The organism is Acetobacter senegalensis (genome assembly GCF_001499615.1).
GTDB lineage: Bacteria > Pseudomonadota > Alphaproteobacteria > Acetobacterales > Acetobacteraceae > Acetobacter > Acetobacter senegalensis.
In genome coordinates, this window is the sequence record NZ_LN606600.1 from 2,238,447 (window position 1) to 2,262,500 (window position 24,054).

Annotated in this window: 25 protein-coding genes and 1 pseudogene; 12 read left to right on the forward strand and 14 right to left on the reverse strand. The window is 56.1% G+C overall.

Going from position 1 to position 24,054, the window contains the following annotated elements:
* Position 1 precedes the first annotated feature (1 nt).
* Complete coding sequence (locus ASN_RS10315; RefSeq protein WP_006557146.1) at positions 2-268, reverse strand: hypothetical protein; 267 nt, start codon at positions 266-268, stop codon at positions 2-4.
* Positions 269-465: 197 nt separating this feature from the next.
* Between ASN_RS10315 and ASN_RS10320 the strand changes: the two genes are divergently transcribed.
* From ASN_RS10320 to ASN_RS10335, 4 genes are all read left to right on the forward strand, one after another.
* Complete coding sequence (locus ASN_RS10320; protein WP_058988122.1) at positions 466-873, forward strand: hypothetical protein; 408 nt, start codon at positions 466-468, stop codon at positions 871-873.
* Positions 851-1,765, forward strand: coding sequence for a class I fructose-bisphosphate aldolase (locus tag ASN_RS10325; protein WP_006557148.1), 915 nt, complete (start codon positions 851-853; stop codon positions 1,763-1,765). Before ASN_RS10320 ends, ASN_RS10325 begins: the two co-directional genes overlap by 23 nt.
* 48 nt (positions 1,766-1,813) lie before the next feature.
* Positions 1,814-2,419, forward strand: a complete 606-nt coding sequence (locus ASN_RS10330; protein WP_058988123.1) for a thiamine phosphate synthase — start codon at positions 1,814-1,816, stop codon at positions 2,417-2,419.
* 117 nt (positions 2,420-2,536) lie between these two features.
* Complete coding sequence (locus tag ASN_RS10335; protein WP_058988124.1) at positions 2,537-2,989, forward strand: DUF2501 domain-containing protein; 453 nt, start codon at positions 2,537-2,539, stop codon at positions 2,987-2,989.
* Positions 2,990-3,143: 154 nt separating this feature from the next.
* Here the strand turns inward: ASN_RS10335 and ASN_RS10340 are convergent, their stop codons facing one another.
* From ASN_RS10340 to epmA, 3 genes are all read right to left on the reverse strand, one after another.
* A complete protein-coding gene (locus ASN_RS10340; RefSeq protein WP_231948177.1) occupies positions 3,144-4,106 on the reverse strand; it encodes a fasciclin domain-containing protein in 963 nt (320 codons plus the stop codon).
* A gap of 69 nt (positions 4,107-4,175) precedes the next feature.
* A complete protein-coding gene (locus tag ASN_RS10345) occupies positions 4,176-4,595 on the reverse strand; it encodes a hypothetical protein (RefSeq protein WP_039903153.1) in 420 nt (139 codons plus the stop codon).
* Between the two features lie 83 nt (positions 4,596-4,678).
* A complete protein-coding gene (epmA, locus tag ASN_RS10350) occupies positions 4,679-5,743 on the reverse strand; it encodes an EF-P lysine aminoacylase EpmA (RefSeq protein WP_082666641.1) in 1,065 nt (354 codons plus the stop codon).
* Between the two features lie 20 nt (positions 5,744-5,763).
* On the opposite strand from epmA, the gene ASN_RS10355 reads away from it, so the two are divergent.
* Positions 5,764-6,813 carry a lysine-2,3-aminomutase-like protein gene (locus tag ASN_RS10355; RefSeq protein WP_058988126.1) on the forward strand — a complete coding sequence of 350 codons (1,050 nt, stop codon included), beginning with the start codon at positions 5,764-5,766 and terminating at the stop codon, positions 6,811-6,813.
* A 196-nt stretch (positions 6,814-7,009) separates the two neighbouring features.
* On the opposite strand, the gene ASN_RS10360 is transcribed toward ASN_RS10355, so the two are convergent.
* The 4 genes from ASN_RS10360 to ASN_RS10375 form a co-directional block, all read right to left on the reverse strand.
* Entirely contained in the window at positions 7,010-7,516 is a 507-nt protein-coding gene (locus tag ASN_RS10360) for a DUF523 domain-containing protein (protein ID WP_058988127.1), read from the reverse strand.
* A 146-nt stretch (positions 7,517-7,662) separates the two neighbouring features.
* Positions 7,663-9,483, reverse strand: coding sequence for a gamma-glutamyltransferase (gene ggt / locus ASN_RS10365; protein WP_058988128.1), 1,821 nt, complete (start codon positions 9,481-9,483; stop codon positions 7,663-7,665).
* A gap of 6 nt (positions 9,484-9,489) precedes the next feature.
* The gene (map, locus tag ASN_RS10370) at positions 9,490-10,290 is read right to left on the reverse strand and encodes a type I methionyl aminopeptidase (protein ID WP_006557157.1); all 801 of its coding nucleotides are present in this window, start codon (positions 10,288-10,290) and stop codon (positions 9,490-9,492) included.
* 110 nt (positions 10,291-10,400) lie between these two features.
* Complete coding sequence (locus ASN_RS10375; protein ID WP_231948511.1) at positions 10,401-11,489, reverse strand: D-alanyl-D-alanine carboxypeptidase family protein; 1,089 nt, start codon at positions 11,487-11,489, stop codon at positions 10,401-10,403.
* A 359-nt stretch (positions 11,490-11,848) separates the two neighbouring features.
* Between ASN_RS10375 and clpS the strand changes: the two genes are divergently transcribed.
* Entirely contained in the window at positions 11,849-12,229 is a 381-nt protein-coding gene (gene clpS, locus ASN_RS10380; protein ID WP_006557160.1) for an ATP-dependent Clp protease adapter ClpS, read from the forward strand.
* Positions 12,230-12,385: 156 nt separating this feature from the next.
* Entirely contained in the window at positions 12,386-14,743 is a 2,358-nt protein-coding gene (gene clpA / locus ASN_RS10385) for an ATP-dependent Clp protease ATP-binding subunit ClpA (protein WP_006557161.1), read from the forward strand.
* Between the two features lie 153 nt (positions 14,744-14,896).
* Here clpA and ASN_RS10390 read toward each other — a convergent pair whose 3' ends face one another.
* Positions 14,897-15,388, reverse strand: coding sequence for a DUF3465 domain-containing protein (locus ASN_RS10390; RefSeq protein ID WP_039903156.1), 492 nt, complete (start codon positions 15,386-15,388; stop codon positions 14,897-14,899).
* Positions 15,389-15,503: 115 nt separating this feature from the next.
* Positions 15,504-16,400, reverse strand: a complete 897-nt coding sequence (locus ASN_RS10395) for a polyphosphate kinase 2 family protein (RefSeq protein ID WP_058988129.1) — start codon at positions 16,398-16,400, stop codon at positions 15,504-15,506.
* A 212-nt stretch (positions 16,401-16,612) separates the two neighbouring features.
* Here ASN_RS10395 and ASN_RS10400 point away from each other — a divergent pair.
* Positions 16,613-17,216 (forward strand): annotated as a pseudogene (locus ASN_RS10400) (YqgE/AlgH family protein).
* A gap of 96 nt (positions 17,217-17,312) precedes the next feature.
* Here ASN_RS10400 and ASN_RS10405 read toward each other — a convergent pair.
* The 4 genes from ASN_RS10405 to ASN_RS10425 all read right to left on the reverse strand — a co-directional run bounded on the left by ASN_RS10405 (position 17,313) and on the right by ASN_RS10425 (position 20,502).
* Positions 17,313-18,080 (reverse strand): CHAP domain-containing protein, encoded by a 768-nt coding sequence (locus ASN_RS10405; protein ID WP_058988130.1) that lies wholly within the window; start codon positions 18,078-18,080, stop codon positions 17,313-17,315.
* 304 nt (positions 18,081-18,384) lie between these two features.
* The gene (locus ASN_RS10415; protein WP_006557167.1) at positions 18,385-18,735 is read right to left on the reverse strand and encodes a RidA family protein; all 351 of its coding nucleotides are present in this window, start codon (positions 18,733-18,735) and stop codon (positions 18,385-18,387) included.
* 82 nt (positions 18,736-18,817) lie between these two features.
* Positions 18,818-19,459, reverse strand: a complete 642-nt coding sequence (locus ASN_RS10420) for a nucleotidyltransferase family protein (protein ID WP_058988132.1) — start codon at positions 19,457-19,459, stop codon at positions 18,818-18,820.
* The gene (locus ASN_RS10425; protein ID WP_082666814.1) at positions 19,453-20,502 is read right to left on the reverse strand and encodes an XdhC family protein; all 1,050 of its coding nucleotides are present in this window, start codon (positions 20,500-20,502) and stop codon (positions 19,453-19,455) included. The genes ASN_RS10420 and ASN_RS10425 overlap by 7 nt, the downstream gene beginning before the upstream one ends.
* Before the next feature lie 219 nt (positions 20,503-20,721).
* Here ASN_RS10425 and ASN_RS10430 point away from each other — a divergent pair, with 219 nt between their 5' ends.
* From ASN_RS10430 to ASN_RS10445, 4 genes are all read left to right on the forward strand, one after another.
* On the forward strand, positions 20,722-21,135 hold the full coding sequence (locus tag ASN_RS10430) for a host attachment protein (RefSeq protein ID WP_058988134.1): 414 nt from the start codon (positions 20,722-20,724) through the stop codon (positions 21,133-21,135).
* 199 nt (positions 21,136-21,334) lie between these two features.
* Positions 21,335-21,988, forward strand: a complete 654-nt coding sequence (locus tag ASN_RS10435) for an MBL fold metallo-hydrolase (RefSeq protein ID WP_058989280.1) — start codon at positions 21,335-21,337, stop codon at positions 21,986-21,988.
* 14 nt (positions 21,989-22,002) lie between these two features.
* Positions 22,003-22,506 (forward strand): DUF192 domain-containing protein, encoded by a 504-nt coding sequence (locus tag ASN_RS10440; protein ID WP_006557172.1) that lies wholly within the window; start codon positions 22,003-22,005, stop codon positions 22,504-22,506.
* 91 nt (positions 22,507-22,597) lie between these two features.
* Positions 22,598-23,581, forward strand: coding sequence for an NAD-dependent epimerase/dehydratase family protein (locus ASN_RS10445; protein WP_058988135.1), 984 nt, complete (start codon positions 22,598-22,600; stop codon positions 23,579-23,581).
* The last annotated feature ends 473 nt before the right edge of the window (positions 23,582-24,054 follow it).

Below are 24,054 nucleotides of genomic sequence, written 5' to 3' on the forward strand. Positions count from 1 at the left end.
GTTACTTATCTTCCGGAGAGTCAGTCTGGGCAAGGGCATCACGCACACGGCTGATCAGGGCGTCAACATTGGCGGCCAGTTCCTGCACTTCCAGCCCCTGCCGCTCCTGGCTTTGCTTTTTCTTGTCCAGCGCAAAGGAAATTCTTTGCAGGGCGCGGTCCAGACGCACAATAGGGTCTTCCTGTTCCCGCGGCCCTTCGGCCAGAACAGGCGTGCTGTCAGGTTCATTCGTTTCGGAGAAAGACTGCCCCACGGCCTGGTCCTGCATTCTTTTTTACCCTTCAATTGTTTAGGAATCACCCGCAAACGCGGCTGCGTCAAGCATGGTCATGAAAAAGGCATCACTTTTGTCCCCCTCCTTTCTCCCCCCACACCTGTTTACACTGCATGATTATGCCTCTGGTGTGGCAGTGTGGGAGGCCGCAAGCGCTGCGGGTGTGCCTTTTTCAAAAAAACGGGCAACCAATGGTGGGGTTTCTCTCCGCACCCGGCGCAGCGGGGTTCATGGGAGTGCGCTGGTGGCTGGCCCTGATCGGGGAGATGGAAAACCACCTTCAACACCCCTGCTTCCATATTCTGGATTGTGGAGAAAGCCCGGGTTACGCCATGGCGGCGGCCGGCTTGCAGCAACGGATTGTTCTGCAGGGCGATTCTGCCGGAACCCGTGCCGTAAAACGTTTTTATGAGGAGGCCGGAGGTCATGTTTTCATAACACGCCCGCCATCATTTGACCTTATACCCTCATTATCTGTCACAACACATCTTGCCGCGTATTTCACACGCAGTTATTGCCAAGGTAGAGTTCCGGACCTCAACAGCCCGGAAGCCAAGCCAGAGGAAGGATTTCCCAATGACGCTTACCCCCCAGGTTAAGGCTATTCTTGATCAGTACGAGAGCGATAATCCCGGAACAAAAACAAATCTCGCCCGGTTTCTGAATGCGGGTAAACTGGCTGGCACGGGGAAGCTGGTCATTCTTCCGGTTGATCAGGGTTTTGAACACGGTCCGGCACGTTCCTTCGCCGCTAATCCGGCAGCATATGACCCCCATTACCATTTTGAATTGGCAATTGAAGCTGGGCTGAGCGGTTACGCTGCCCCGCTGGGCATGCTGGAATGCGGCGCCGCCACCTATGCTGGTGAAATTCCGCTGATTCTAAAGTGCAACAGCTCCAACAGCCTTGCCACGGAAAAAGATCAGGCTGTGACGGGCACCGTGGCAGATGCGCTGCGTCTGGGCTGTGCAGGGATCGGCTTTACCATCTATCCGGGTTCTGAATACTGCTTCGAGCAGATGGAAGAACTGCGTGAACTGGCTGCTGAAGCCAAGTCTGTTGGCCTGGCTGTTATTGTGTGGAGCTACCCGCGTGGCCCGCTGCTGGACAAGCCCGCAGAAACCGCTGTGGATGTGTGTGCCTATGCTGCCCATATGGCTGCACTGTGTGGGGCTCACATCATCAAGGTGAAGCCGCCGCAGGAACTGGTGGCTCTGGCTGCTAACAAGCCGGTGTATGAGCAGAACAAGATTGATATCTCCACCATGCCGGCCCGTATCCGTCATGTGGTGCAGTCTTCTTTTGCTGGCCGTCGTATCGTGATCTTCTCCGGTGGTGACAAGACCAGCGAGGAAGGCCTGCTGAACACCATTCAGGGTATCCATGATGGCGGCGGCTTTGGTTCCATCATCGGCCGGAACGTGTTCCAGCGTCCGAAGGCAGAAGCGCTTGACCTGCTGGACAAAATCATCACCATCTTTAAAAGCTGAAACACGGAAACGTGAACGCAGGATAAGGGGCCGCGAGGGAGGGCCGTTATGACGGCAAGTGATCTGTATCTCGCAACCCCCATCCTGCAGGATGGTGAGGCATTTCTGCCTGATCTGGTACGGGGGCTGGCTGCGCAGCCTCCGGCCGCTCTTCTGTTACGGCTGGCGGATGCGCCAGAAAGCAGACTCATAACGCAGATCCAGAAAATTCAACCTTTGGTGCAGGCGCAGGATATTGCCCTGATGCTGGAGGATCGTCCTGCCTTGGCCCTGAAGACGGGGTGTGATGGCGTGCACCTCTCCACCGATTTTACCGCCTGTTCCGTGCGTGATGTGCGCAAAAGCATTGGGGATGCCCTGCAACTGGGAGTTGCCGTGGGTGCCAGCCGTGATGCGGCCATGCGCGCGGGCGAGGATGGTGCTGATTACGTGTGTTTCAGTGCGGAAGGCGCTGAGGGCACGGCACAGGATGAGGACGAGCCGGAAGACCTTACAGCGCTTGTACGGTGGTGGTGCCTCATGATGGAACTTCCCGCCGTTGTTCTTGCGCCAGAACCAACTGATGTTGCCGGTTTTGTACAGGCCGGAGCAGATTTTATCATGCCCGCAGCAACGTTCTGGGCACACCCGCAGGATTGGCCCGGTTTGGCCTGAGCGCCGCCATAGTTCGGCCATTTGTTCCCGTCATGTCTGCTGGCAGTTCTTCAGGCTGAAGGGGATGCGTATTTTCGCTTACACTCCGTACAGTCTATGGATAAGGAAGTAAGGCTCATGATTAACAAAACCACATTTGCCGCAGTGTTGATGGCTGCCGGACTGGCTGGTGCCGCCTCTGCTCAGGCCCAGAGCTGGGGCAGCATGGGTAAGGATGCGCTCTCCAGTGCCACAAGTAGCGCAACCAGCAGTGCGAAAAGTGCGGGCATGGGCATGATGAGCAACATGCTCCCCAGCCTTTCTTCCGCCAGCACCAGCAATATTACGGGTATTCTGGGTTACTGCGTGCAGAACAATGTGCTGCAGGGTGCTCAGTCCACGGCGGCGTCTTCCGTGCTGGGTAATCTGACCCAGAAGGACAGCATCACGTCTTCCAGCGGCTATAGTGCTGGTCAGAACGGCCTGTTGCAGACGGGCAATAACCAGATGTTCTCGCTGGCTAATCTGAAGGGTGAAATGAAAACCAAGCTGTGCAGCATGGTGCTGAACAAGGCTCAGTCCCTTCTCTAAGGCATAGGTTTTTCCGGGTTCTACAAAAAGTCTTTCGCCAGAACCGGTGAGTGCTTTTTAAAGAAACCAGATGTATCAGTTAAAAAAGCCTGTCGGGATAAACCGACAGGCTTTTTTGTTGAGTAGAGTTTTTTACAGAACCAGAAGTCTGCTGTTAGCGGGATGACGTGCCCTGGTCTTGTAGAGACGGCGGCATGGAAAGAGTGTCCAGCCCGGCGGAGGCAGCGCGATGCCCCGGAAGCGGCTGCGAAACAGGGGCTACCGGCGTCACGGTAGCGGACTGCTTGCTGACTGGTGCGACAGACCGGGCTGTGCCGGAATGAACCTTGATTCCATGCGGCCGTGGCGTAGGAGCCGTGGCGGGTGGCGCAACCGGAGGAAGGATGAGGGACTGGGTGAAGTAAAGCATGCCGTTTGATTGCGGAATGCCCGTCACCCAGAGCCGGGATGTCATGCCTTCGCCATTCCCCAGAATGATCTGGCCGGTAGGTTGATCCACCCAAGCGGACAGGATGTGGCCGTTTAATGTGGGCAATCCTACGGAATGGGTAGGAGATGCCGTGGCGGCTGCCCGCAACTGGGAGACACTCCATTTTCCCTTCACAATGGAATAGCTCAGAATTTCCTTGAGAAGAGCCGTATTTTCCGGCGCAGTCAGCTTGCCTTGGGTCTGCGTGTCATATTGTTCCAGCACCGCATTGGGGATGCCAAAAACCGTGAAGGGACCGTCTTTCTGAAGGATTGGCAGTAGGCCGGTTATGGTCAGGCCGTGCGTATAATCCGCAAGTTCAATCGAACTCTGCACCGTTTCTGAAAGAGGCCGATCACAGAATGCCGGGGTTTCCGGGTCTGCGTAGGCAATGGCGCTATCCGGGGCGTTCTTGTTGTCCTCAGCCGCCACCTTCCGGGGTTCGTAGGTTCTGGTGCCGGATATGGTCGGCATCATGTAGGCGCAGGTGCCCGTGGGCGTTTTAAAAACATCCTGTCGTGCACGGCTTTGGCAGGCTGAAAGACCTGTTAACCCCAGCAGGGCGGTGCCCAACAGAAGCGGCTTCAAGGCGGCTGGTGTAAAAGAAGCCGTTTTCAGATGTGCTGCCCGTACGCGGGGATGCCGCATAATCGTCTCCCATAAAATCATGCCAGAAAAAGAAATCTCAAAGGCTTATGGCAGACTGTGCCGCAATGGTCAGCACCCGTCACCCCGCATGGTCCATGCGGAGACAACACCATTCACCAGTTCAAATGTGGTCTGGCATGTATAGGTATAAGCTGTGGTCGGGAACCCGCCGCCCCAGCCCCAGCCACCCCAGCCGGGGCCGCCCCAGCCACCACCCCAGCCGCCGTATCCTCCGCCCCAGCCGCCACCCCAGCCACCATATCCCCAGCCACCCATGGGTGAGGAATAATCGGTCTGCTGGTTGATGTAGGCCAGGAAGGTATGGTCACCTGATTTGAATTCCCGTGTCGGGACACCAAAGGTGCGCACAACATCCACCGCCTGCTTGCCGATCATGGAATCGAGCATGCGGCGTTCCTTGGCTGTAGGCACCTGGCAAGCAGCCAGAGAAAGCATGCCCACCAGGAAAAGGCGTTTTCTGTGTGTCATGACAAAATCCCGACAAGGTGAAACATGCCAGTCCGGCGCCCTGCCGGACCATGAGCGAAACAAACCGGTAGAACTGTTACAGACTAAACGCTTATCCACAAGACATCCTGTATGCGGGATGTTCCACAGGCAAGCATGACAAGTCTGTCAAACCCCAGCGCTATGCCGGAGCAAGGCGGCATTTGTGGTAACGCACGAAGCAGGGCTTCGTCCATTGGCCAATCTGGTCTTTGTGGGTAGAGGCTGCGCCGGGCCGCGCGGTCTGCATGAAAACGGGTGCGTTGCTCCGTGGCGTCGGTCAGTTCTTCAAAGGCATTCGCCAGTTCCATGCCTGCGGCATAGAGTTCAAACCGCAAGGCCACCTGCGGGTTGGCGGGGTCTCGGCAGGCAAGGGCCGCCTGACTGGCGGGCCAGTGGGTCAGGAACGTAGGACGTGTGCGGCCAATGGCGGGCTCAATCCGTTCCAGCAGCAGCCGGAAAAACAGATCTTCCCAATTTTCGCCGTCTCGCAGAGGGCAACCTGCTGCTACGGCGAGGGCCTGTGCATCCCCCTCGGTTGGGAGCAGATCAATGCTGGCATGGCGCTGAAAAGCCTCTTTCATTGTCAGGCGTTCAAAAGGCTGGGTCAGATCCAGCGTGTCTTGCATGCCTGCTGACCCTGGGTGGTTCATTACAGGAGGCAGCACCGCTTTCACTAGAGCTTCTGTCTCATCCATCAGGCCACTGAGGCCGAGGCCCGGGTGATACCATTCCAGCATGGTAAATTCCGGTGCGTGCAGGCCGCTGCGCTCGCCATTGCGCCATACCCGCGCAAACTGGAACACCGGCAGCCCGGTGGCAGCCACAATCCGCTTCATGGCGAATTCCGGACTGGTATGAAGGAACAGGTCTTCCTGCTGGCCCTGTGGCGTTTCCCTGACGGTATGGAACGGGTGCAGATGCACTTCCTCCCCCGGTGTGGGCACCGCGTACGGGGTTTCTACTTCCATGTGGCCTCGGGCTTCCAGAAACGCCCGAACGCCACGTTGCATCATGCTCCGCCGATGCAGAAAAGGCAGCCGGTCCCGAATATGGTCAGGGTCTTCCCCGCCAGAAAAAGAGGCTGAGGAAGCAGGGGCCGTGCGTTGTGTTGTTGCAGGAATGGACATGGTGAGAGTAGAGCCGTGACATGTCTCATTCGGTCAAGCCCCATCCTTCATCCACCAGGCCCTTACGCACGCCTGATGATCTGATTGCCGCTGGTCTGGTGCCGCCAGAGCAGAAGGCTGCGCTTGAAGCTGTGGCAGAGCAATATGCCACAACCATTCCCCCTGCTTTTCTTGACCTGATTGAGCAGCCGGATGACCCGATAGGCATTCAGGTCATCCCCTCGCCGGAGGAACTGCTGGTCACACCGGAAGAACGGTCAGACCCGATCGGGGATGACGCGCTCTCTCCCGTGCCCGGTATCGTGCATCGTTATGCAGATCGTGCGTTGCTCAAGCCGTTGCTGATTTGCCCGCTTTATTGCCGATTCTGCTTTCGGCGGGAGCATGTGGGGCCAGATGGTGGCGTGCTGGATGATGCCGCGCTGGAAAAAGCGTTCGAGTGGCTTCGTACCCATCCCCAAATTCAGGAAGTGATTCTGACAGGGGGAGATCCGCTCATGCTCTCTCCGCGGCGGCTGGGCCAGATCATGGCGGCGCTTTCCGCCATGCCGCATGTCACCACCATTCGGCTGCATAGCCGTGTGCCGGTAGCAGCACCTGAACGGGTGACGGATGCCCTGCTGGATGTCTTGGAGTCGGACAAGGCGGTGTGGATGGCAGTTCACGTTAATCATGCCCGAGAAATGACAGAAGCCGCGCGGGCGAGCCTGAAGCGTATTGTTCGGCGGGGCATCCCCCTGCTCGGCCAGTCTGTGCTGCTGCGGGGGGTGAATGATCGGGAAGAGGCACTGGAAGCCCTGTTCCGCAGCATGGTGGAAGTGCGGATGCGCCCTTATTACCTGCATCAACTGGACCCGGCACCCGGCACGGCGCGGTTCCATGTGCCGGTTGAAGAAGGGCAGAAATTGCTGGCGGGTTTGCGGGGGCGTGTCACAGGCTTGGCGTGGCCCACCTACGTGCTGGATATTCCGGGTGGTTACGGCAAGGTCCCTTTGGGGCCGGATTATGTGGATGGAGCGCTACAGGTGCGTGATCCGGAGGGAAAGGCGCACACACTGGCGCGGCTATAACGACACACCTCCTGACCCTGCAGAATATGTGCCACATGAGTGGGAAGGCTGTTGATTGACGGCTTTCGGCTTTCGGTGGTCTCGCTCCCTGAGGGGCTTACCTCACGTCCGTCAGAGTTTTGATATTGGCCTTCTGATTTTCAAAAAAGGTCTTGAGTTCCGTGCCCGACGGGCTTGCGGCCTATGGTCCCTCAGTTCAGGAGAGAGTGGAAGCCTGCAGTCTGGTGTGCAGGGCGTCGATGTCCGTATGGGCAAAAACTTCCACCCCATGTTGGCGGAGTAAAGCGGCGGTCACACCTTCTCCGGCATGTTTGTGGCCCGTAAAACTGCCGTCATAAACAGACAGGCTGCCACAGGACGGACTACCATCTATCAAAAGTGCAAACTGACACTGGTTGGCTTGGGCCAACGCCAGGGCGGCCTGTGCACCAGCGACAAATGCGGCTGTAACATCGGCTCCCGTATTATCCATGACACGGCCTTTACCTTCCAGAACCGCCAATCCGTTTTCACGGTCGGCAATTTCAGCAGCAGGGCGAGGCGTGGGGAGACCGGCGGCCCGTTCCGGGCAAAGCGCAATGATGCGGCCCTCTTTCTGCCAGCGTTCAAGATGAGTATGGGCCAGCGTTTTGGCGGACCCATCGTAACGGACGGGCTGGCCCAGCAGGCATGCGCTGACCAGAATTTTAGCAGGATGTTCCATAAGCCAAGAAAACCAATGCCCGTAATCCGGAGCCAAAGGGAATAGAAAAGGCGCGCTCTTCAGGAGGAACGCGCCTTTTGTAAAAGGGAGAAGCGGCCTGTTTGCAGGGCTATCCACCGTGTGAGTGGGGATGCCCCTGCACGCTGTTATTCGCCTGTGGCGCCTCCGCCGGGGTGTCTGCGGTCATATCCACCATAATAATGGGCAGAGCCTTTTTCTCCTAGCTTGGGGCCGCCAACCAAAATACCTTCCGGCATGCCCCATGGCGCATGGGGAGAGAAGGTATAGCCTTCATGCTCCAGCGTGGTTTCTACCTGGGGTGTGACAGCGCCAGCTTCCACTTCTACCGCTTCCGGCAGCCACTGCTGATGCAGGCGCGGCAGATCAATGGCCTGCTGAATATCCAGCCCATAATCTACCACTCCCAGAATAACGGACAGCACAATGGTGGGAATGCGTGAGCCACCCGGACTGCCGATAATCAGAACAGGCTTGCCATTGCGGGAGACAATGGTGGGAGACATGGAGGAGAGAGGCGTTTTGCCCGGCGCAATGGCGTTGGCCTTGCTGCCGACAATGCCAAACATGTTCGGTGATCCCGGTTTGGCCGAGAAATCATCCATTTCATCGTTCAGGAAAAATCCGGTGTCGCCCCCAATCACTTTCGCACCAAACCAGCCGTTCAGCGTGTAGGTGGTGGAAATGGCAAATCCGTCTTTATCAATCACCGAAAAATGGGTGGTCTCGTGTTTCTCCGGTGTCGCCTCGCCTTCTTTCAGAGTGCTGGATGGTACAGCCGTATCTGTAGGAATATGGGCACGCACCTCTGCCGCGTAAGCAGGGTCTAGCAGATGCTGCACCGGGTTTTGCACAAAAGCCGGGTCACCAAGCCCACGACGGTCTGAATAGGCATGGCGCATGGCTTCAATTTCACGCTGCAAAGCCGGCGCGGTGTGCAGGCCAAGCGCGTGCATGTCATACCCGGAGAGAATATCCAGAATTTCACACAGTGCGATGCCACCGCCGCTGGGCGGAGGAGAGGTTTCCACCACATAGCCGCGATAATGGCAGCTTAGCGGAGAAAGCTCACGAGGCTGGTAGCGTTCAAAATCAGCGGCCTGAAGCAGACCACCATTTTTTTGCGATGCCTGAACCAGCGTTTTGGCTATCGGGCCTTTATAGAATGCGTCTGCTCCCTGCTGAGCCACGAGTTCCAGAGAACGGGCCAGATTGGTTTGAACCAGCCTGTCCCCTACCTGCAGGGGTGACCCATCGGGCCGAAGAAAAATGGCGCGGGCTTCAGGGCTGACGCGGAAAGCATCCGTGGAGGTATTGAGCAGGGCAACATCACCCTCTCCAAGCACAAAGCCATCTCGTGCCAGTTTGATGGCTGGCTCCATGACAACCTTGCGGGACAACCGCCCCCATTTGCGGTGAATATGATCCAGACCTGCCACCGTGCCGGGCACAGCCACGGCTTTCCAGCCTGTAATGGAAAGGTCAGGGATCACGTTACCCTTGGCGTCCAGATACATATCGGCTGAAGCGGCCAGCGGCGCTTTTTCACGAAAATCAATGAAGATGGACGGTTTGCCCGGCTGCCGCAGAAGCATGAAGCCACCGCCGCCAATATTCCCCGCCGCAGGATACACAACGGCAAGTGCATATCCCATGGCAACGGCCGCATCAGCCGCATTGCCGCCCTTGGCCAAAATCTGCGCCCCGACATCCGATGCCAGTTTCTGTGCAGAAACCGCCATGCCATGCTTGCCCGGCGTAGGAGCCAGCGGAGGGAGGCCGTCTGGCTGGTCCTTGCCATAAGCTAGCGGGTCCGGTGCGGATGAACTGGCAGGCGCGGCAAGAGATACCGTGGAAAAACCAGCCGGGCCGCAGGCGAGAAAAACCATGGCGGCAAAACGCAGACGTAAAGGCAGGCCAGACGAGGATCGACGGGGCGGAAGCATCATGCGTGATCAGCCTTCAACAGGGTAGGGTGGGCAAGTATATCCAGCCGGGGAGAGCGTGAAAATCTCATATCCCGTTTCTGTTACCCCCAGCATATGCTCAAACTGTGCTGAAAGAGAACGGTCACGTGTTACTGCCGTCCAGCCATCATCCAGAATTTTTACGTCCGGGCGGCCGATATTGAGCATGGGTTCGATGGTAAACACCATGCCAGCCTTCAGTTTCAAACCCTCACCCGGCCGACCGTAATGCAGCACGTTGGGTTCCGCGTGGAAGGTACGGCCAATGCCATGCCCGCAGAAATCCTGCACAATGGAATAACGGTTTTTCTCGGCCAGAGTCTGGATGGCATGCCCCACGTCGCCCAAGGTGGCACCGGGGCGCACAACCTCTATGCCGCGCATGAGGCAGTCATAGGTGGTTTTTATCAGTTTGGCGGCTTTTACCGGCACCTTGCCAACGGTGTACATACGGCTGTTGTCACCATACCAGCCATCAACAATGGAGGTGACATCAATATTAACGATATCACCGTCCTGCAGGCGCTTTTCGCTAGGGATGCCGTGGCACACCACATGGTTGATGGAAATGCAGCTTGCCTTGGGGTAGCCCCGATAATTCAGCGGAGCCGGAATAGCGCCATGATCCAGCGTGTATTCGTGAATAAGGCGGTCAAGTTCCTCGGTGGTGACACCCGGCTTGACGTAAGGGGTGATCATATCCAGCGTGGCGGCAGCCAGACGGCCCGCAGCGCGAAGGCCTTCAAAATCTTCTTCAGTATGCAGGACAATGCCGCTTCTGCCGGCCATGCTTATGCTCCGTGATTTTTGCAGATCTTAATTTAGAGATATGCAAAATGGAGTGAGGCGGCAGTAAAGGCAACCCGCTTCCGGCCTGGAAACGGGTTGTGGAAAAGAATTCAGGTATGATTACGGGTGGAATGAGCCCGATGAACATGCTTGGTGGTGGTCGCCGTTGCCGGATGAACCTTGGCCCCGATCAGCCGGACATGATGGCCACCTGAAACAGGCGTTGCACGCACATGCCGGGTATGACGGCTCAACGGCGCTTCTGCCACTTCAAGCGGTGCGTGTCCGTGGCGGGCTGAAGCCGCCGCCAGCATGATCACCCGTCCGCCACGGCGATGAGCCGGTACTACGTTGCGTGCCAGAACCAGCGGACGCGCAACCGGGGCAACCCCTTCGGCATCAAAGCCTCGGTCAAGCTGATCTGCCATCACAAGGGTACGCTGCGGGTTGGAAGATGCGCCCATTACCACCCCAACAAGCCGCACATCATTGCGGATAGCTGAGGTCACCAGATTGCGGCCTGCTTCCTGCGTGTAGCCGGTCTTCATGCCGTCCGCGCCGACATAGGCCTTCAGCATGGGGTTATGGTTGGGGATCATGCGGCCATGAAAGCGGAAAGCGGCCACGGAGAAATAATGATAATCTTCCGGAAAATCCGTCACGATATGGCGGGCCAGAATGGCCAGATCCCGCGCTGTGGTCATCTGATCCGGGTCAGGCAGGCCGGAAGCGTTGCGGAAGGTGGTGTTGTTCATGCCAAGCGCACGTGCCTGCTGGGTCATCATGGCGGCAAATTGTGGTTCGCTTCCGCCGCCCAGAAATTCACCCAGCGCACAGGCGGCATCATTGGCGGATTTGGTCACTAGCGCCAGTATGGCCTGTTCAACGGTCAGACGGGTGCCGGGAACCAAACCAAGCTTGGAAGGTTCCATTGTCGCGGCATGAATGGAAACAGGAACAGCCTGATCAAGCGTGATGGTACCAGCGCGCAGCGCGGAAAACGCCATGTAAAGCGTCATCAGTTTTGTCAGACTGGCAGGGTAGCGGCGCAGGTCGGGATCAGTCTGGGAAAGAACAGCTCCGGTTTTGGCGTCCATCACAATGGAACTGATCTGGCCCGCATACTGGGCGTGGGCTGCGCGCTGGCTGGCAAAGGTGGTCAACGCCACACCGGCCAGCAGGCCAACCCATTTACGCATGGCAGGGCGTCGTTTCCGGCGAGAAGAGTCCAGACCTTGTGTTGGAGTGTCTGTTGTGCGTCCTGTTGCGTAAATGTCTGCCACTGCGCGATCCCACCTGCTTTATTCTCAGGATAATTCAGTCTGGTACTTCAGATTGCAAGACCGCGTCGATAAAAAAACTGGAGAATCCTGACCTTGGCGCGGTGTTCTTGTACTTGGTGTTAGCCTGTTATGTGGCATAAATGTGGCAATCTTTACGATAGCGTCTTGAAATCAGGGCGTTTCAGATGCAATGGCCTCTTCCATCCCTGTGCTGAATTCCAATATGATAGCGCATGTCTTTCCCTCTCAAAGTTCGGAAGCGGAGTTCTGGCCTGATGGCATCCCGTTCTTTTTCAGTCCTGCATGCGGGTAATGGGCCGTCTCGACGTAATGGCGGCGGCGCGGAGTCGGATGATGACGGCAGTGATGCCGGGGTCGTGGTGCGGGCCAAGCCCAAAACCCGCAAACCCGCCATGTACAAAGTTTTGATGCTGAACGACGATTACACGCCCATGGAATTTGTGGTGCATGTGCTTGAACGCTTCTTCAACAAGAATCGGGATGAAGCCACCAGTATCATGCTGAACGTGCACAAGCGCGGTGTTGGCGTGTGCGGCGTGTTCACATACGAGGTTGCAGAAACAAAAGTGACGCAGGTTATGGACCTTGCGCGCCAGAATCAGCACCCGTTACAATGTACGATTGAAAAGGATTAAGGCGAGTAAACGAAAAAAAGTCGCCCATAGCGTCTTTTTTATGCGGTTCTGACTCGCAATTCCGCTCAAAGCAGCCAAATATGATTCTGAGGGAACCAGACGTCTCATTGGACACAGTGTTACGGTCTGGGAAACTGGGGAAAGGAGCGTCTCGTCATGTTGTCACGCAATCTTGAGCAGACGCTGCATAAGGCACTTATTCTGGCCGGTGAACGGCATCACGAATATGCGACGCTTGAGCATCTGCTGCTTGCCCTGGTCGATGATGCGGATGCCGTTACGGTGTTCCGGGCATGCGGCGTTGATCTGGAACGCCTGCGGACCGATCTGACCGGTTTTCTTGATAAGGATCTGGCGGGTCTGGCGTCTGACCGCCCGACAGAACCCAAACCTACAGCGGCTTTCCAGCGCGTTATTCAGCGTGCGGCCATACATGTGCAGTCTACCGGGCGTGATGAAGTGACGGGTGCGAATGTGCTTGTTGCCTTGTTTGCTGAACGGGAAAGCCATGCCGTGTACTTCCTGCAACTGCAGGATATGACGCGGCTGGATGCTGTGAATTTTCTCTCCCACGGGATTGCCAAGGCTCCTGATCGTTCCACGCGCCGTCCGGTTACTGGCACGGGTACCAATTCCGGTTCAGGGTCGGACAAGAACGAAGATGGAGAGCGCGGCGAAACACGGACACAGAAAAATCAGGATGCGTTGTCCACCTATTGCATCAACCTGAATGCAAAGGCGGAAGCGGGTAAAATTGATCCTCTGATCGGGCGCGATACGGAAGTTGAACGCACCATTCAGATCCTGTGCCGCCGTACCAAGAACAACCCGCTTTATGTGGGGGACCCCGGGGTGGGTAAAACCGCCATTGCGGAAGGGCTCGCCCGCCGCATTGTGGAAGGCAATGTGCCTGAAGTGCTGCTGAAAGCGACCATCTACTCGCTGGATATGGGCGCGTTGCTGGCAGGCACCCGCTATCGCGGTGACTTTGAAGAACGCCTGAAAGCCGTTGTGACAGAACTGGATCAGGACCCGCACGGTATCCTGTTCATTGATGAAATTCATACGGTGATCGGGGCCGGGGCAACATCAGGCGGGGCCATGGATGCCTCCAACCTGCTGAAACCTGCTCTGGCGGCTGGCACGCTGCGGTGCATCGGGTCCACCACATATAAGGAATTCCGCCAGCATTTTGAAAAGGATCGTGCCCTTGTGCGCCGGTTCCAGAAAATTGATGTGCCGGAACCCACTGTGGATGATGCGGTGAAAATCCTGCGTGGTCTGAAAAGCAGCTACGAAAAGCACCACAAGGTCCGTTACACAGAAGAAGCCATTCGTGGGGCAGTGGAACTGTCTGCCAAATACATTCATGATCGGAAACTGCCGGATAAGGCAATTGACGTGATTGATGAAGTTGGGGCGTCCCGTATGCTTCTGCCTGAAGGCAAGCGGCGTAAAACCGTGAACCTGAAGGATGTGGAAGACATCATCGCCCGGATTGCGCGCATTCCGCCCAAGAGCATTTCTGCTGACGATAAAGAAGTGCTGCGGGCTCTGGAACGTGACCTCAAAGGGATGGTGTTCGGGCAGGATCAGGCAATTGAAACCCTGTCTGCCGCCATCAAGCTGTCTCGTGCTGGCCTACGTGATCCGGAAAAGCCGATTGGCAACTATCTGTTCTCTGGCCCCACTGGGGTCGGGAAAACGGAAGTGGCCCGGCAGTTGGCGTCCACACTCGGTATCGAACTGATCCGTTTTGACATGTCGGAATATATGGAGCGTCACTCCATTTCCCGTCTGCTGGGGGCTCCTCCGGGATATGTCGGGTTTGATCAGGGTGGTCTGCTGACCGATGCCATTGACCAGCATCCGCATGCCGTGCTGCTTCTGGATGAAATCGAAAAGGCTCATCCGGATCTGTATAACGTGCTGCTGCAGGTGATGGATCACGGCAGACTGACCGACCATAACGGCAAGACGGTCGATTTCAGGAACGTTATCCTGATCATGACCACAAATGCCGGGGCGGCTGATCTGAGCAAGGAAGCCATCGGGTTTGGGCGTATCGCGCGTGATGGTGAAGATGAGGAAGCCATCAAGCGGCTGTTCACACCGGAATTCCGTAACCGTCTGGATGCGATCATTCCGTTCGCTAACCTGACGCCGGAAACGGTGGGCCGTGTGGTCGAAAAGTTTGTGTTGCAGCTTGAAGCACAGCTTGCCGACCGTAACGTGACGATCGAATTGTCTTCCGCAGCCAAGGAATGGCTGGCCGAACGTGGGTATGACAGACTGTATGGCGCGCGTCCGTTGGGCCGGGTCATTCAGGAATCGCTCAAGAAGCCGCTGGCGGAAGAACTGCTGTTTGGCAAACTTGTCAAAGGCGGCGCAGTGAAGATCGGCCTGAAGAACGGTGCCCTGACTTTCGATATTGTTGAAAGCAAGGTGCTCGGTAGCCCGTCATCTGATGAAGACGAACGGGGCAATGAAAAAGAGGAAGAAGCAGCAGGATAATCTGCTTCTTTCTTCTGAAGTCAAAACGGGAAACGGCCAGCCAGATTAGTCTGACTGGCCGTTTTTCATGGCGGTAGATTTTGGCGCAAAGCCTGTTCCAGTCAGAGACCGAAAAGTCTCCAGCAGGGGCTGGCAGACTTTTCAGGTATTTCTTTACTCGTAACGTTTGCCATTGACGGTTACATATCCCGGCACATGCCAGGACCAGCCTGTGCCATGGTGCGTCCAGTCCACGCCTTGCCGACGCAAGGAATCATAATAATAGCGGCCAACGACTTCCACCTGATCGCCTTTGTTGACCCATGGCCATGCCGGCGCGTTCATTTCATCCAGACCGGAGACAATGCGGATGGAGATATTCGGAGCAACAGCAACGTAGAAATAACCATGCCAGCCACTTCGCGTCCGTTTAGCCTTAGGAGAAATGGCGACAACAGTTCCGCAGAGATGCACAGGCACATCGGCCTTGGGGCCACCGTTTTCAAAGGCCTGCTGCTTCGCAATGAAATCACGGTTGTCGCAGCTTGCGGGCGCAGTCTGATAAGTGGATGATTCTCTTGCAAAAGCAGGGGAGGTGGCAAGAGACGATCCCAAAGCCAGAAGGCCTGCACCAAAAAGGGAGCGGTAAAAGGCGGACGCTGCCATTAACGGAAAACCTTCCTTCAAACAGTAAAGATCAGACATGATCTGAGCAGGCAATGAGGTGCGGCGCAGTCCATGTCAATTAGATTGGGCCGCGCTTTCTTACGGTCGCTGTATGTTAAGGCTGCTCTTTTAAGAGCCGCGCGCGGTAGTCATCCAGAAATTTACCAACTTCTGGAGCAGGTTTGGGTGCCTGCTGTTGCAGGTTTTGCAGGGCGCGGATAATGGCACCGATAACAACGAGGCGCGCGTACCATTTATGGTTGGATGGGACGATAATCCATGGCGCATAGGGGCGGGCAGTTTCAGAAATGGCAGCCTGATAGGCTTTCTGATAGTCATCCCAATATTCGCGTTCACGCAGGTCTGACGGAGAGAATTTCCACCGTTTATCTGGAATGTCCAAACGGGCAAGAAGGCGTTCTCTTTGCTCTTCGCGCGAAATATTCAGGAAGAATTTCAGAACAATAGTCCCTTGTCGGGACAGGTAATGCTCCAGATGGCGGATATCGCTGTATCGTCCGGCCCAAAATTCCGGGGTATTGATCTCGCCGCTTAAATGCTCATGCTCCAAAAGTTCTGGGTGAACACGGGTGACCAGAACATCTTCGTACTGGCTGCGGTTGAAAATCACAATCCGCCCGACCTGTGGGGCTGCCAGATGAATACGCCACAAAAAACCATGCAGAAGTTCTGTCGGGCCAGGCTGTTTGAAGGATGTAACGGAAACACCTTGTGGATTAACGCCGGACATGACGTGCTTGATGGTGCCATCCTTGCCGGCGGCATCCATACCTTGCAGAATGATCAGAACAGAATGTGTCTGGTTGGCGTAAAGAAGATCCTGAAGATCCAACAGGCGTTTTTTCACAGTTTTCAGAAGCTTGGCACCATCTGCCTTGGTCAGCCCCAGATCCCCGTCATCGTTCGGATTATGGTCTTTCAGATCAAATTTATCGCCATCTGTAATGTGGTAGCTGTCCAGTGCGCGCAGAAATTTAGCGAGCTTGTTCATGCTGATCCTTCCTTGTTCTGGCGCGATGCTATGCCTGAATGACCGCTTTGTAAAAAGACCAGCAAGGAGGTCTGTTCTCTGTGTGGCGGGAGGCTCGCGAGGGCGGGCATAAAAAATAACGGCTCTTTCCCGCTTTGAATGTCATAAGAATTATAGGGGGCGGGGAGGGGCAAAAACTTGCCAAACTGCAAGCTTCACCTCATATCCAAAGTATGGCTTTCAAGCATATCTCTCTTCTCAAACAGTCAACGCAGCCAGGCCATTCCTTAACTGGGCTTCTTCTGGTGGCATCGCCCGCTTTGGGAGATACCCCTTGCAAGAACAGTTATTTACGTGTGTGCCCATGCTCATGATGGTGGCGCAATGGGGCTGGTGGTCAATCGGCGTTTGCCCAAGCCGGGACTGGATGATGTTCTGGAACAACTGGACATTGGCCCTATCCCACCCTTGCGCAGAATTGGTGTGTGCGCCGGTGGCCCGGTGGACGAAACGCGGGGTTTTGTTCTGCATTCTTCCGATTGGAAAAGTGAAGGCAGCCTATCCGTGACGGGTGGCGTGACCCTGACAGCCAGTCTGGACGTGCTCAAGGATATTGCAGAAGGAAGTGGCCCGCAGGATGCATTGCTGGCTATGGGGCATGCCAGTTGGGGAACCGGGCAGCTTGAGGAAGAAATCTTCCGTCATGATGCCTGGCTGCTTGCTCCGCCGTCGCGTGAGATTGTGTTCGGGCAGGATTATGGGGTGAAGTGGCGGCAGGCTCTGGCCGCCATTGATATTGATCCCGTCAGCCTGACGGGCCAAACTGGCCACGCCTGAGGTATCAGGCATTCCGCCGTGCTTTGTTATAGATCAAAAAAAAGCACTGTCCGTAAGAAAACGGACAGTGCTTTGATGCGTTATAGTGACAGAAGTTCAGTTCTGGCCAGCGAAGGTAATACCGTCTTCTTCTGCGCCGCTGCTGATAGGGTGTGCTGTGGCAGGAGCCTGTGCAAGCTGAGTGGCACCGTTCTGCGCGTTCATTTTCTTTGCCCAGGCCGTCATCACGTCATTGGCGTGAGAGTTGGTGCCAGGGCGGCGGCCATAGATAAAGCCGAAGGTGGGATAAATGGACCCAAATCCACCAGACCGATTATTCAGCGCCACGCGGACGGCTGACCAGTCATTGTTGGGGGAAACGTCAATGACCTGAACATTGCGGCTGATGCCGTTCTGCGCCCAGTGGGACTGGTCAATGACAATGGTGCGGCTATCAACAATATTCCGCACAACAGCCACATGGCCGAGCGGCATGCGGCGTGTGCTACGGAAATTCAGCACACTACCCGGTTCCGGGGCAGAGCCGCGTTCATACACGCCAGCCGCATTATGCCACCAGTCACGGGCATTCCCGTGGAGCATAACGTCAGAAGCATTCTGGGCATAAGCCACACACTGAATAACGTGCCCACCATAACCACCTCTGTGCCACCGGCTGCCGGAAGCCGGATGCCAGCGGCCCGCAGCGTAACGGCCTGCTGCACCATGGTAGGAGGCAGCGGTAAAGGTCATTTTGTGGGGGGTAGCGTGTCTGTGCGCCACACTGCGGCTTTTGGCCATAGCAGGCTGTATGAAAGCGGATAAGGACAGAAGCGAAACAACAGCCATTTTCAGTTTAAAAGCACCAGGCCGTCCATCTCGCATCTCAGCGTACCTTTCCTGCATCGCGGGCTTAAAAGTTGTCTGCGGTTAGGTATAAACATCTGTGCAGGTCAGGCAAGCGCTCAATGCGGAGCAAAAACACTCTTTTCAGGGTTTGCACACGGCAGGGTGGTTACAGAAAAAAAATAGGAATAAATTCCTATGGTAAGCCACGAATCTGCCTGAATTCCCTTTGTGTCGGGTGCGTAAGCCTGAAAATGTGGAAGAGGCTCCGGCAGCAGGGAGTCGCCAAACTGTGGCGCGGATGCCACGCGCTGCGATCTCGTCCCGGCCGGAGCAAGTCAGATTATTTTGTCGTAATCAGCATGATTTCAACCAGCACGCGGGGGTCAGCCATGGCGGCCTGTACGCATGCGCGGGCAGGGGCATGATTTTCCGGAAGCCACGCGCTCCACAGCTTGTTCATTGCGTCCCGATCATTGATGTCTTTCAGCCAGATCTGGGCCTGCAGCAGGCGGGTGTTATCCGTTCCATGCTGTTCCAGCAGGGCGTCAATCTGTTCCAGAACGTCCTTGGTCTGGCCTTCAATATCCAGGTCCAGATTGCGGGCAACCACGCCCTGCGTGAAGATAAAGCCATGGTATTCGACCACGGAAGAAAGAATCGGGTTGGGGTTTGTCCGTAGAATCTTGCTCATGAAAGGTCTCTTGCTTTTGCAATAACAGAGGCAGCCCTGTGCCGCTCCGATAGGGCCAGTGTTCCGGCTAAGCGTGTCGCGGTCAACCGGACTGTGCAGGCAGGCGGGCATAGGCCGCCAACCGCTCAGCCGTATCAAAATCCACAAGTTCCTCAAGAGGCGCATGCACCAGATGCACTTTCTGCCCGAGTGCCTGAAGAAGGGAGCGCCCTCCTTTATCTCCACGCACCTGTTTCAGCGCCTCGAATGCCGTGCTTTCCCACACCACCGGGTTGGCTGGGCGGCCTCCACGATCCGGCGCAGTCGCAACGGCGTGGTAGCGTCTGTGTTCCGCCAGCAGACTATTCAGCAGCCCGACAGAAACCAATGGCATGTCGCCCAGACATACCAGTAGAGTTGAGGCTTTCAGGGCCTCAGCGGCTTCAATTCCGGCCCGCAAAGAGGCTGAAAGCCCGTCCGCCGCATTCTGTGCGAGACAAAAATGCAGCTTGGGGGTATTCTTGAAGGTAGCTTGCAAATGCGCGGCAAGTTCCGGTTTGTCGGGCGGAACCACCACCACCACCTGCTCGGCTTTGCTCAGAAGGGCCGCAGAGGTGGTTCTGGCCAGCATGGTTTGGCCTGCGGCGTCTTGTGCCATCAGCTTATGGGCAGGCGCCGTGCGGGAGGAACGCCCGGCAGCCAGCACAAGGGCGACTGGCCGGAAAGCGTTTTTTTCCGCTACCACCCCGGTTGCTCGGCAAGAGGTGAACCACGCCGTACGGCCACTATTTCTGCAAGGATGGAGAGAGCGATTTCTTCCGCCCCCACCGCACCAATCGCTAACCCGACTGGCCCATGAATACGCTTCAGATCCTGATCAGAAAACCCGATTTCCTTCAAACGCTTCATTCGGCTTGCCTGCGTTTTGCGTGAGCCCAAAGCGCCAATATAGAAGGCGGATCCTCGTAGGGCAGCTTCCAGCGTAGGGTCATCAAGCTTGGCATCATGAGTCAGGGTGACAATGGCGGTCATGCTGTCCATGCCCAACGCTTCCAGCGCTTCATCCGGCCATTCCGTAATCAGCGTTTCGCCTGGAATAAAACCAGGGAAACGTTCCGGGGTTGCCAGTGCCGTGCGCGGATCTATCACTAAAGGAGAAAGCCCGGTCATTATGGCCATTTGCGCCAGATGCTGCGCAATATGCACAGCCCCGACAATGAGCAGGCGCGGCGGCGGTGTAAGAGGCTGCAGGAACCAATCCGTCCCATTTTCTGTAAGCGTGCTGCATCTGCCATGGCGCAGGCACTCCTGTGCTGCATTGGTCAGAAGGTCTGCTTTCTCTGTGGTGCAGGAGGTTTCCATAAGCCGATGCTGGCGGGTATCCAAGGTGCGCATCAGCACGGCAGGTTTCCGGCTTGCCTGAAAAATGCAGGCTTCTTCCAGAAGGTGAAATGGAAAGGTACCTGTGGGGCAGGCCTTGCTGCCAATGGCTTCCACCAGAACATCCAGCTTGCCGCCGCAGGCCAACCCGACATCCCACGCCCGTTTGCTGCTGACACCGTAGGAGAGGATTTCCGCCGGCGTGCCATCCATGATGGCCTGCGCGGTGGTGATGACGTCAGTTTCAACGCAGCCGCCACTCACAGATCCTTCAACGCGTCCTGTCTCGCTGATAGCCATGAAGCTTCCGGCAGGACGGGGTGAGCTGCCCCATGTGCCAACCACTGTTGCCAGCGCAACTTTCTGGCCTGCCCGTATCCAGCTTAAGGCATGGTCAAGCGGGGTCATTACCTGTGGGCGTGGGCTTGCAGGGGCAAGGTGCGAGGAGGGCAGGGGCAGGGCGGTCATGCAGCCAGTTTATAACAATTCCGTGTCTTCTGCACACAACCGAAACAAGGGGCAGGGCTGCTTGAAGGGGAGGTTCCCTGTTGCACCCCCTCTTGATACGTCGGAGAAGAACACTACGTTACAACAGAGTGTTATTTAAGAAAGCAAGGATGCTATAAAATGGCAGAATCAAGAGACGGTCGCGTAATCTACGTTGTGGCGGATGGCGGCAAAGTCCGTTTCCTGCATGACGCTCAGGGTGAATTCAAAGATGTGCAGGATTTTGATGCGCATGATCATGAAGGCACCCCCGGCAAAGTTCCGTCCGGGTCCACACCGGCAGACAACGCAAAAGACGCCTTTGCCCGCGTTGTGGCCGATCGCATCAATGCGCTGGTAAACAAGGGTGGTCAGATTGACGGCTTTGTGCTGGCAGCCCCTGCGCCTGTGTTGCATGAAATCCGCACGCATCTCAGCAAACCGGCAGAAGCCAAGCTGATCAAGAGCTTCCCCAAGGATCTCACAAATATTCCGGCGCATGACCTGCGGAGCCATTTTGATATTCCGGCAACCGGCTGGCAGCTTCCTGCCTGAGGTCTGCGGTCTAGTTATTTGTCACAAAACTGCCAGAGCGTTGCCTCTGGCAGTTTTTTTATGGACGTTGTCTTGGAAGCGCGTCAGTGAAAGCAGGAACGTTTCTCTCAACAGTTGCAGGGGAGAGGCAATGTCGTGCCGCGCGCGTGCGTATTTTGGGTGATGGAGGAGAACAGTTTTGCACCAGGCCTATTCTGGCATGCAGTTGCAGGTTATCCCGGTAACGCCTTTTCGTCAGAACTGTTCTGTCTTGTGGGATGAAGCAACACGGCAGGCTGTGGTGGTGGACCCCGGGGGCGATGCTGATGTGCTGGCAGAATTCATCCGGCAGAATGGTCTGACGGTAGAGGCGATTCTGCTGACACATGGGCATCTTGATCATGTCGGAGGAGTAGCCGCGCTTTCCCGTTTGCTGGCTAAAACACAAGAAACGTCTCCTGTTGTTATTGGTCCAACAGTGGAAGATGAGTTTCTTCTGTCCTCCATTGAAAATCAGGCACGCCATTTCGGTCTGGAAGGGCTGGAAAACGCCAAGGTGGATCGGTACCTTGCCGAGGGCGAGCAGGTAAAGGTTGCAGGGCGAACGTTTGATGTCCTGCATGTTCCGGGCCACACCCCCGGCCATGTTGTGTTTGTTGATAAGGCAGCACGCTTCGCCTTTGTGGGGGATACCCTGTTCCGTGGCACAGTGGGGCGCACGGACTTCCCTTATGGGGATGGACATCTTCTTGTAAGATCTATCAAAGAAAAACTGCTTCCCTTGGGGGATGATGTTGTCATTATGCCGGGGCATGGTGGCTCAAGCACCTTGGGTGCTGAACGCATGAACAATCCGTTTCTCTGTGCCGGTTGATTAGGAGTTCGTAAGTGAGACAGGGTATTCTTGGGGTGGCAGCGGCCTGCCTTCTGGCAGGTAGCGTGTTGGGAGCCACTGCCATGGCCAGCACGGAAGATATGAGCGAACCAACACAGGCTCAGCCGGTGTTGCCGCGTGAAAATCTGACGATTGTGTCCGCCAGCGGCCGACACGTGTTTTCAGTAGAATTGGCGCGTACGCCACGCCAGCAGCAGGTGGGAGAAATGTTCCGCACCAACCTGCCGGATAATAGCGGTATGTTGTTTCTTTGGGCCACTCCTCAACAGAGCGACATGTGGATGGAAAATACGCTGGTTCCGCTTGATATCGTGTTCATAGCGCCAGATCATCGTATTCAGGCCATTGCAGAAAATGCCGTGCCACGCAGTCTGGCTCATATCAGCAGTCATGGGCCGGTTTCGGCTACACTTGAACTGGCTGGCGGGGTAACAGCCAAGATGGGTATAACCGTGGGGGACAAGGTGGAAGCGCCGTCTCTGGAGAAAAAATCCTGACGCCATGTTTTTTCTGCCTGGTTGAGTCAGGCAGAAAAAACGTTAGAGGATATACGCAATCCCAATCAGGGGGTTGTATCGAGGCAAGAACGTGACGATTTTTGTAACAGGGGCGGCTGGCTTCGTTGGCTACCATGTCAGTCAGGCGCTTCTGGCAAGAGGAGAGAGGGTTATCGGGGTTGATAACCTGAATACCTATTACAGTCCTGCTCTGAAACAGGCGCGTCTGGCCTGCTTGCAACAGCAGCCACACTTTGTTTTCCATCAGCTTGAAGTGTCAGACACATCTGCCCTTACGCAGATTGCTGCGCAGGAACCCTCCATAACCGGCGTGCTCCATTTTGCTGCACAAGCGGGCGTTCGGTATTCCATGAACAATCCGGCTGCCTTCGCTGAGTCAAATGTGCTCGGGCATGTGTCCGTGCTTGAATTTGCGCGCAGGCTGCCAAGGCTGGACCATCTGGTCTATGCCTCTTCCTCGTCTGTGTATGGGCGCAATACGTCCTTGCCGTTTCGGGAAACCGACAGGGTTGATGAGCCCGGCTCTTTTTACGCCGTTACAAAACGCGCAGGAGAACTGACCTCGTCCACCTATAGCCATCTCTATGGCTTGCCGCAGACAGGCCTACGGTTTTTCACGGTGTATGGCCCCTGGGGGCGGCCGGATATGGCCTATTACAGCTTTGCGCAGGCCATATCCCACGGGAAAGATGTCACCCTTTACGAAGGAGACGCATTGGCGCGAGACTTCACCTACATCTCAGACGTGGTGGCAGGTGTTCTCGCCGTTTATGAAACCCCGCCTCCCTCAGGCGAAGCGCGGGTGCTGAATATTGGCAATCACCGGCCAGAACCTGTTCGGTATCTGGTGAAGCTGCTTGAGCGCGAACTAGGGTGCACAGCCAAGCTGCGCTTGCGCCCTCGGCCAGAGGCTGATGTTGAAACAACATGGGCCTCTATTGATGCCATTCACGATCTTACTGGCTGGAAACCTACCACCCACCTCGAAGACGGTATCAGCGAGTTTGTGGCGTGGTTCCGAAGATACGAAAATTCCAGCCCCGCCCTTTTGTAGAGAACAACAGATCCCCGTTTTTTGCGGGGATTTTTTTTGCTTTGTTTGCGGGGTTGGAGGGGCTGCTTTCTGCGGTTGTTAAGTACCTGGGGCGCTCAGGTCGTTGTTGTGGTGTTGCTTCATGAGTGCCTTGTCGTGGCGTGAGGGTGCTGGGGGTTCGGGGCTGGGATGGGGAAGCTATGCGGAAGTGGTTTCTTACTTCCGGCGTATGGTGTGCTTGGTTATCTGCTGAGGGCTACGGCTGCTCCTGAGGCTGTGTGGGTCTTGCTGGGGTGAAGATGGGCGCAATCATGGATAATAGTTAACATTTCTGATGGGGTGATTTTTGAGGTTTATGAGTGGGTTGGGGGTGGTATTTTTCCGATTCAGTGGCTGTTGACTGGGGTATTTTGTTTGATTTGCGAGAGGGGTTGACGGTGTGTTGGTGTTAGCTTAGAAAGCGCTTCACCGGCGGGGCTGAGGGTTGGCGAACG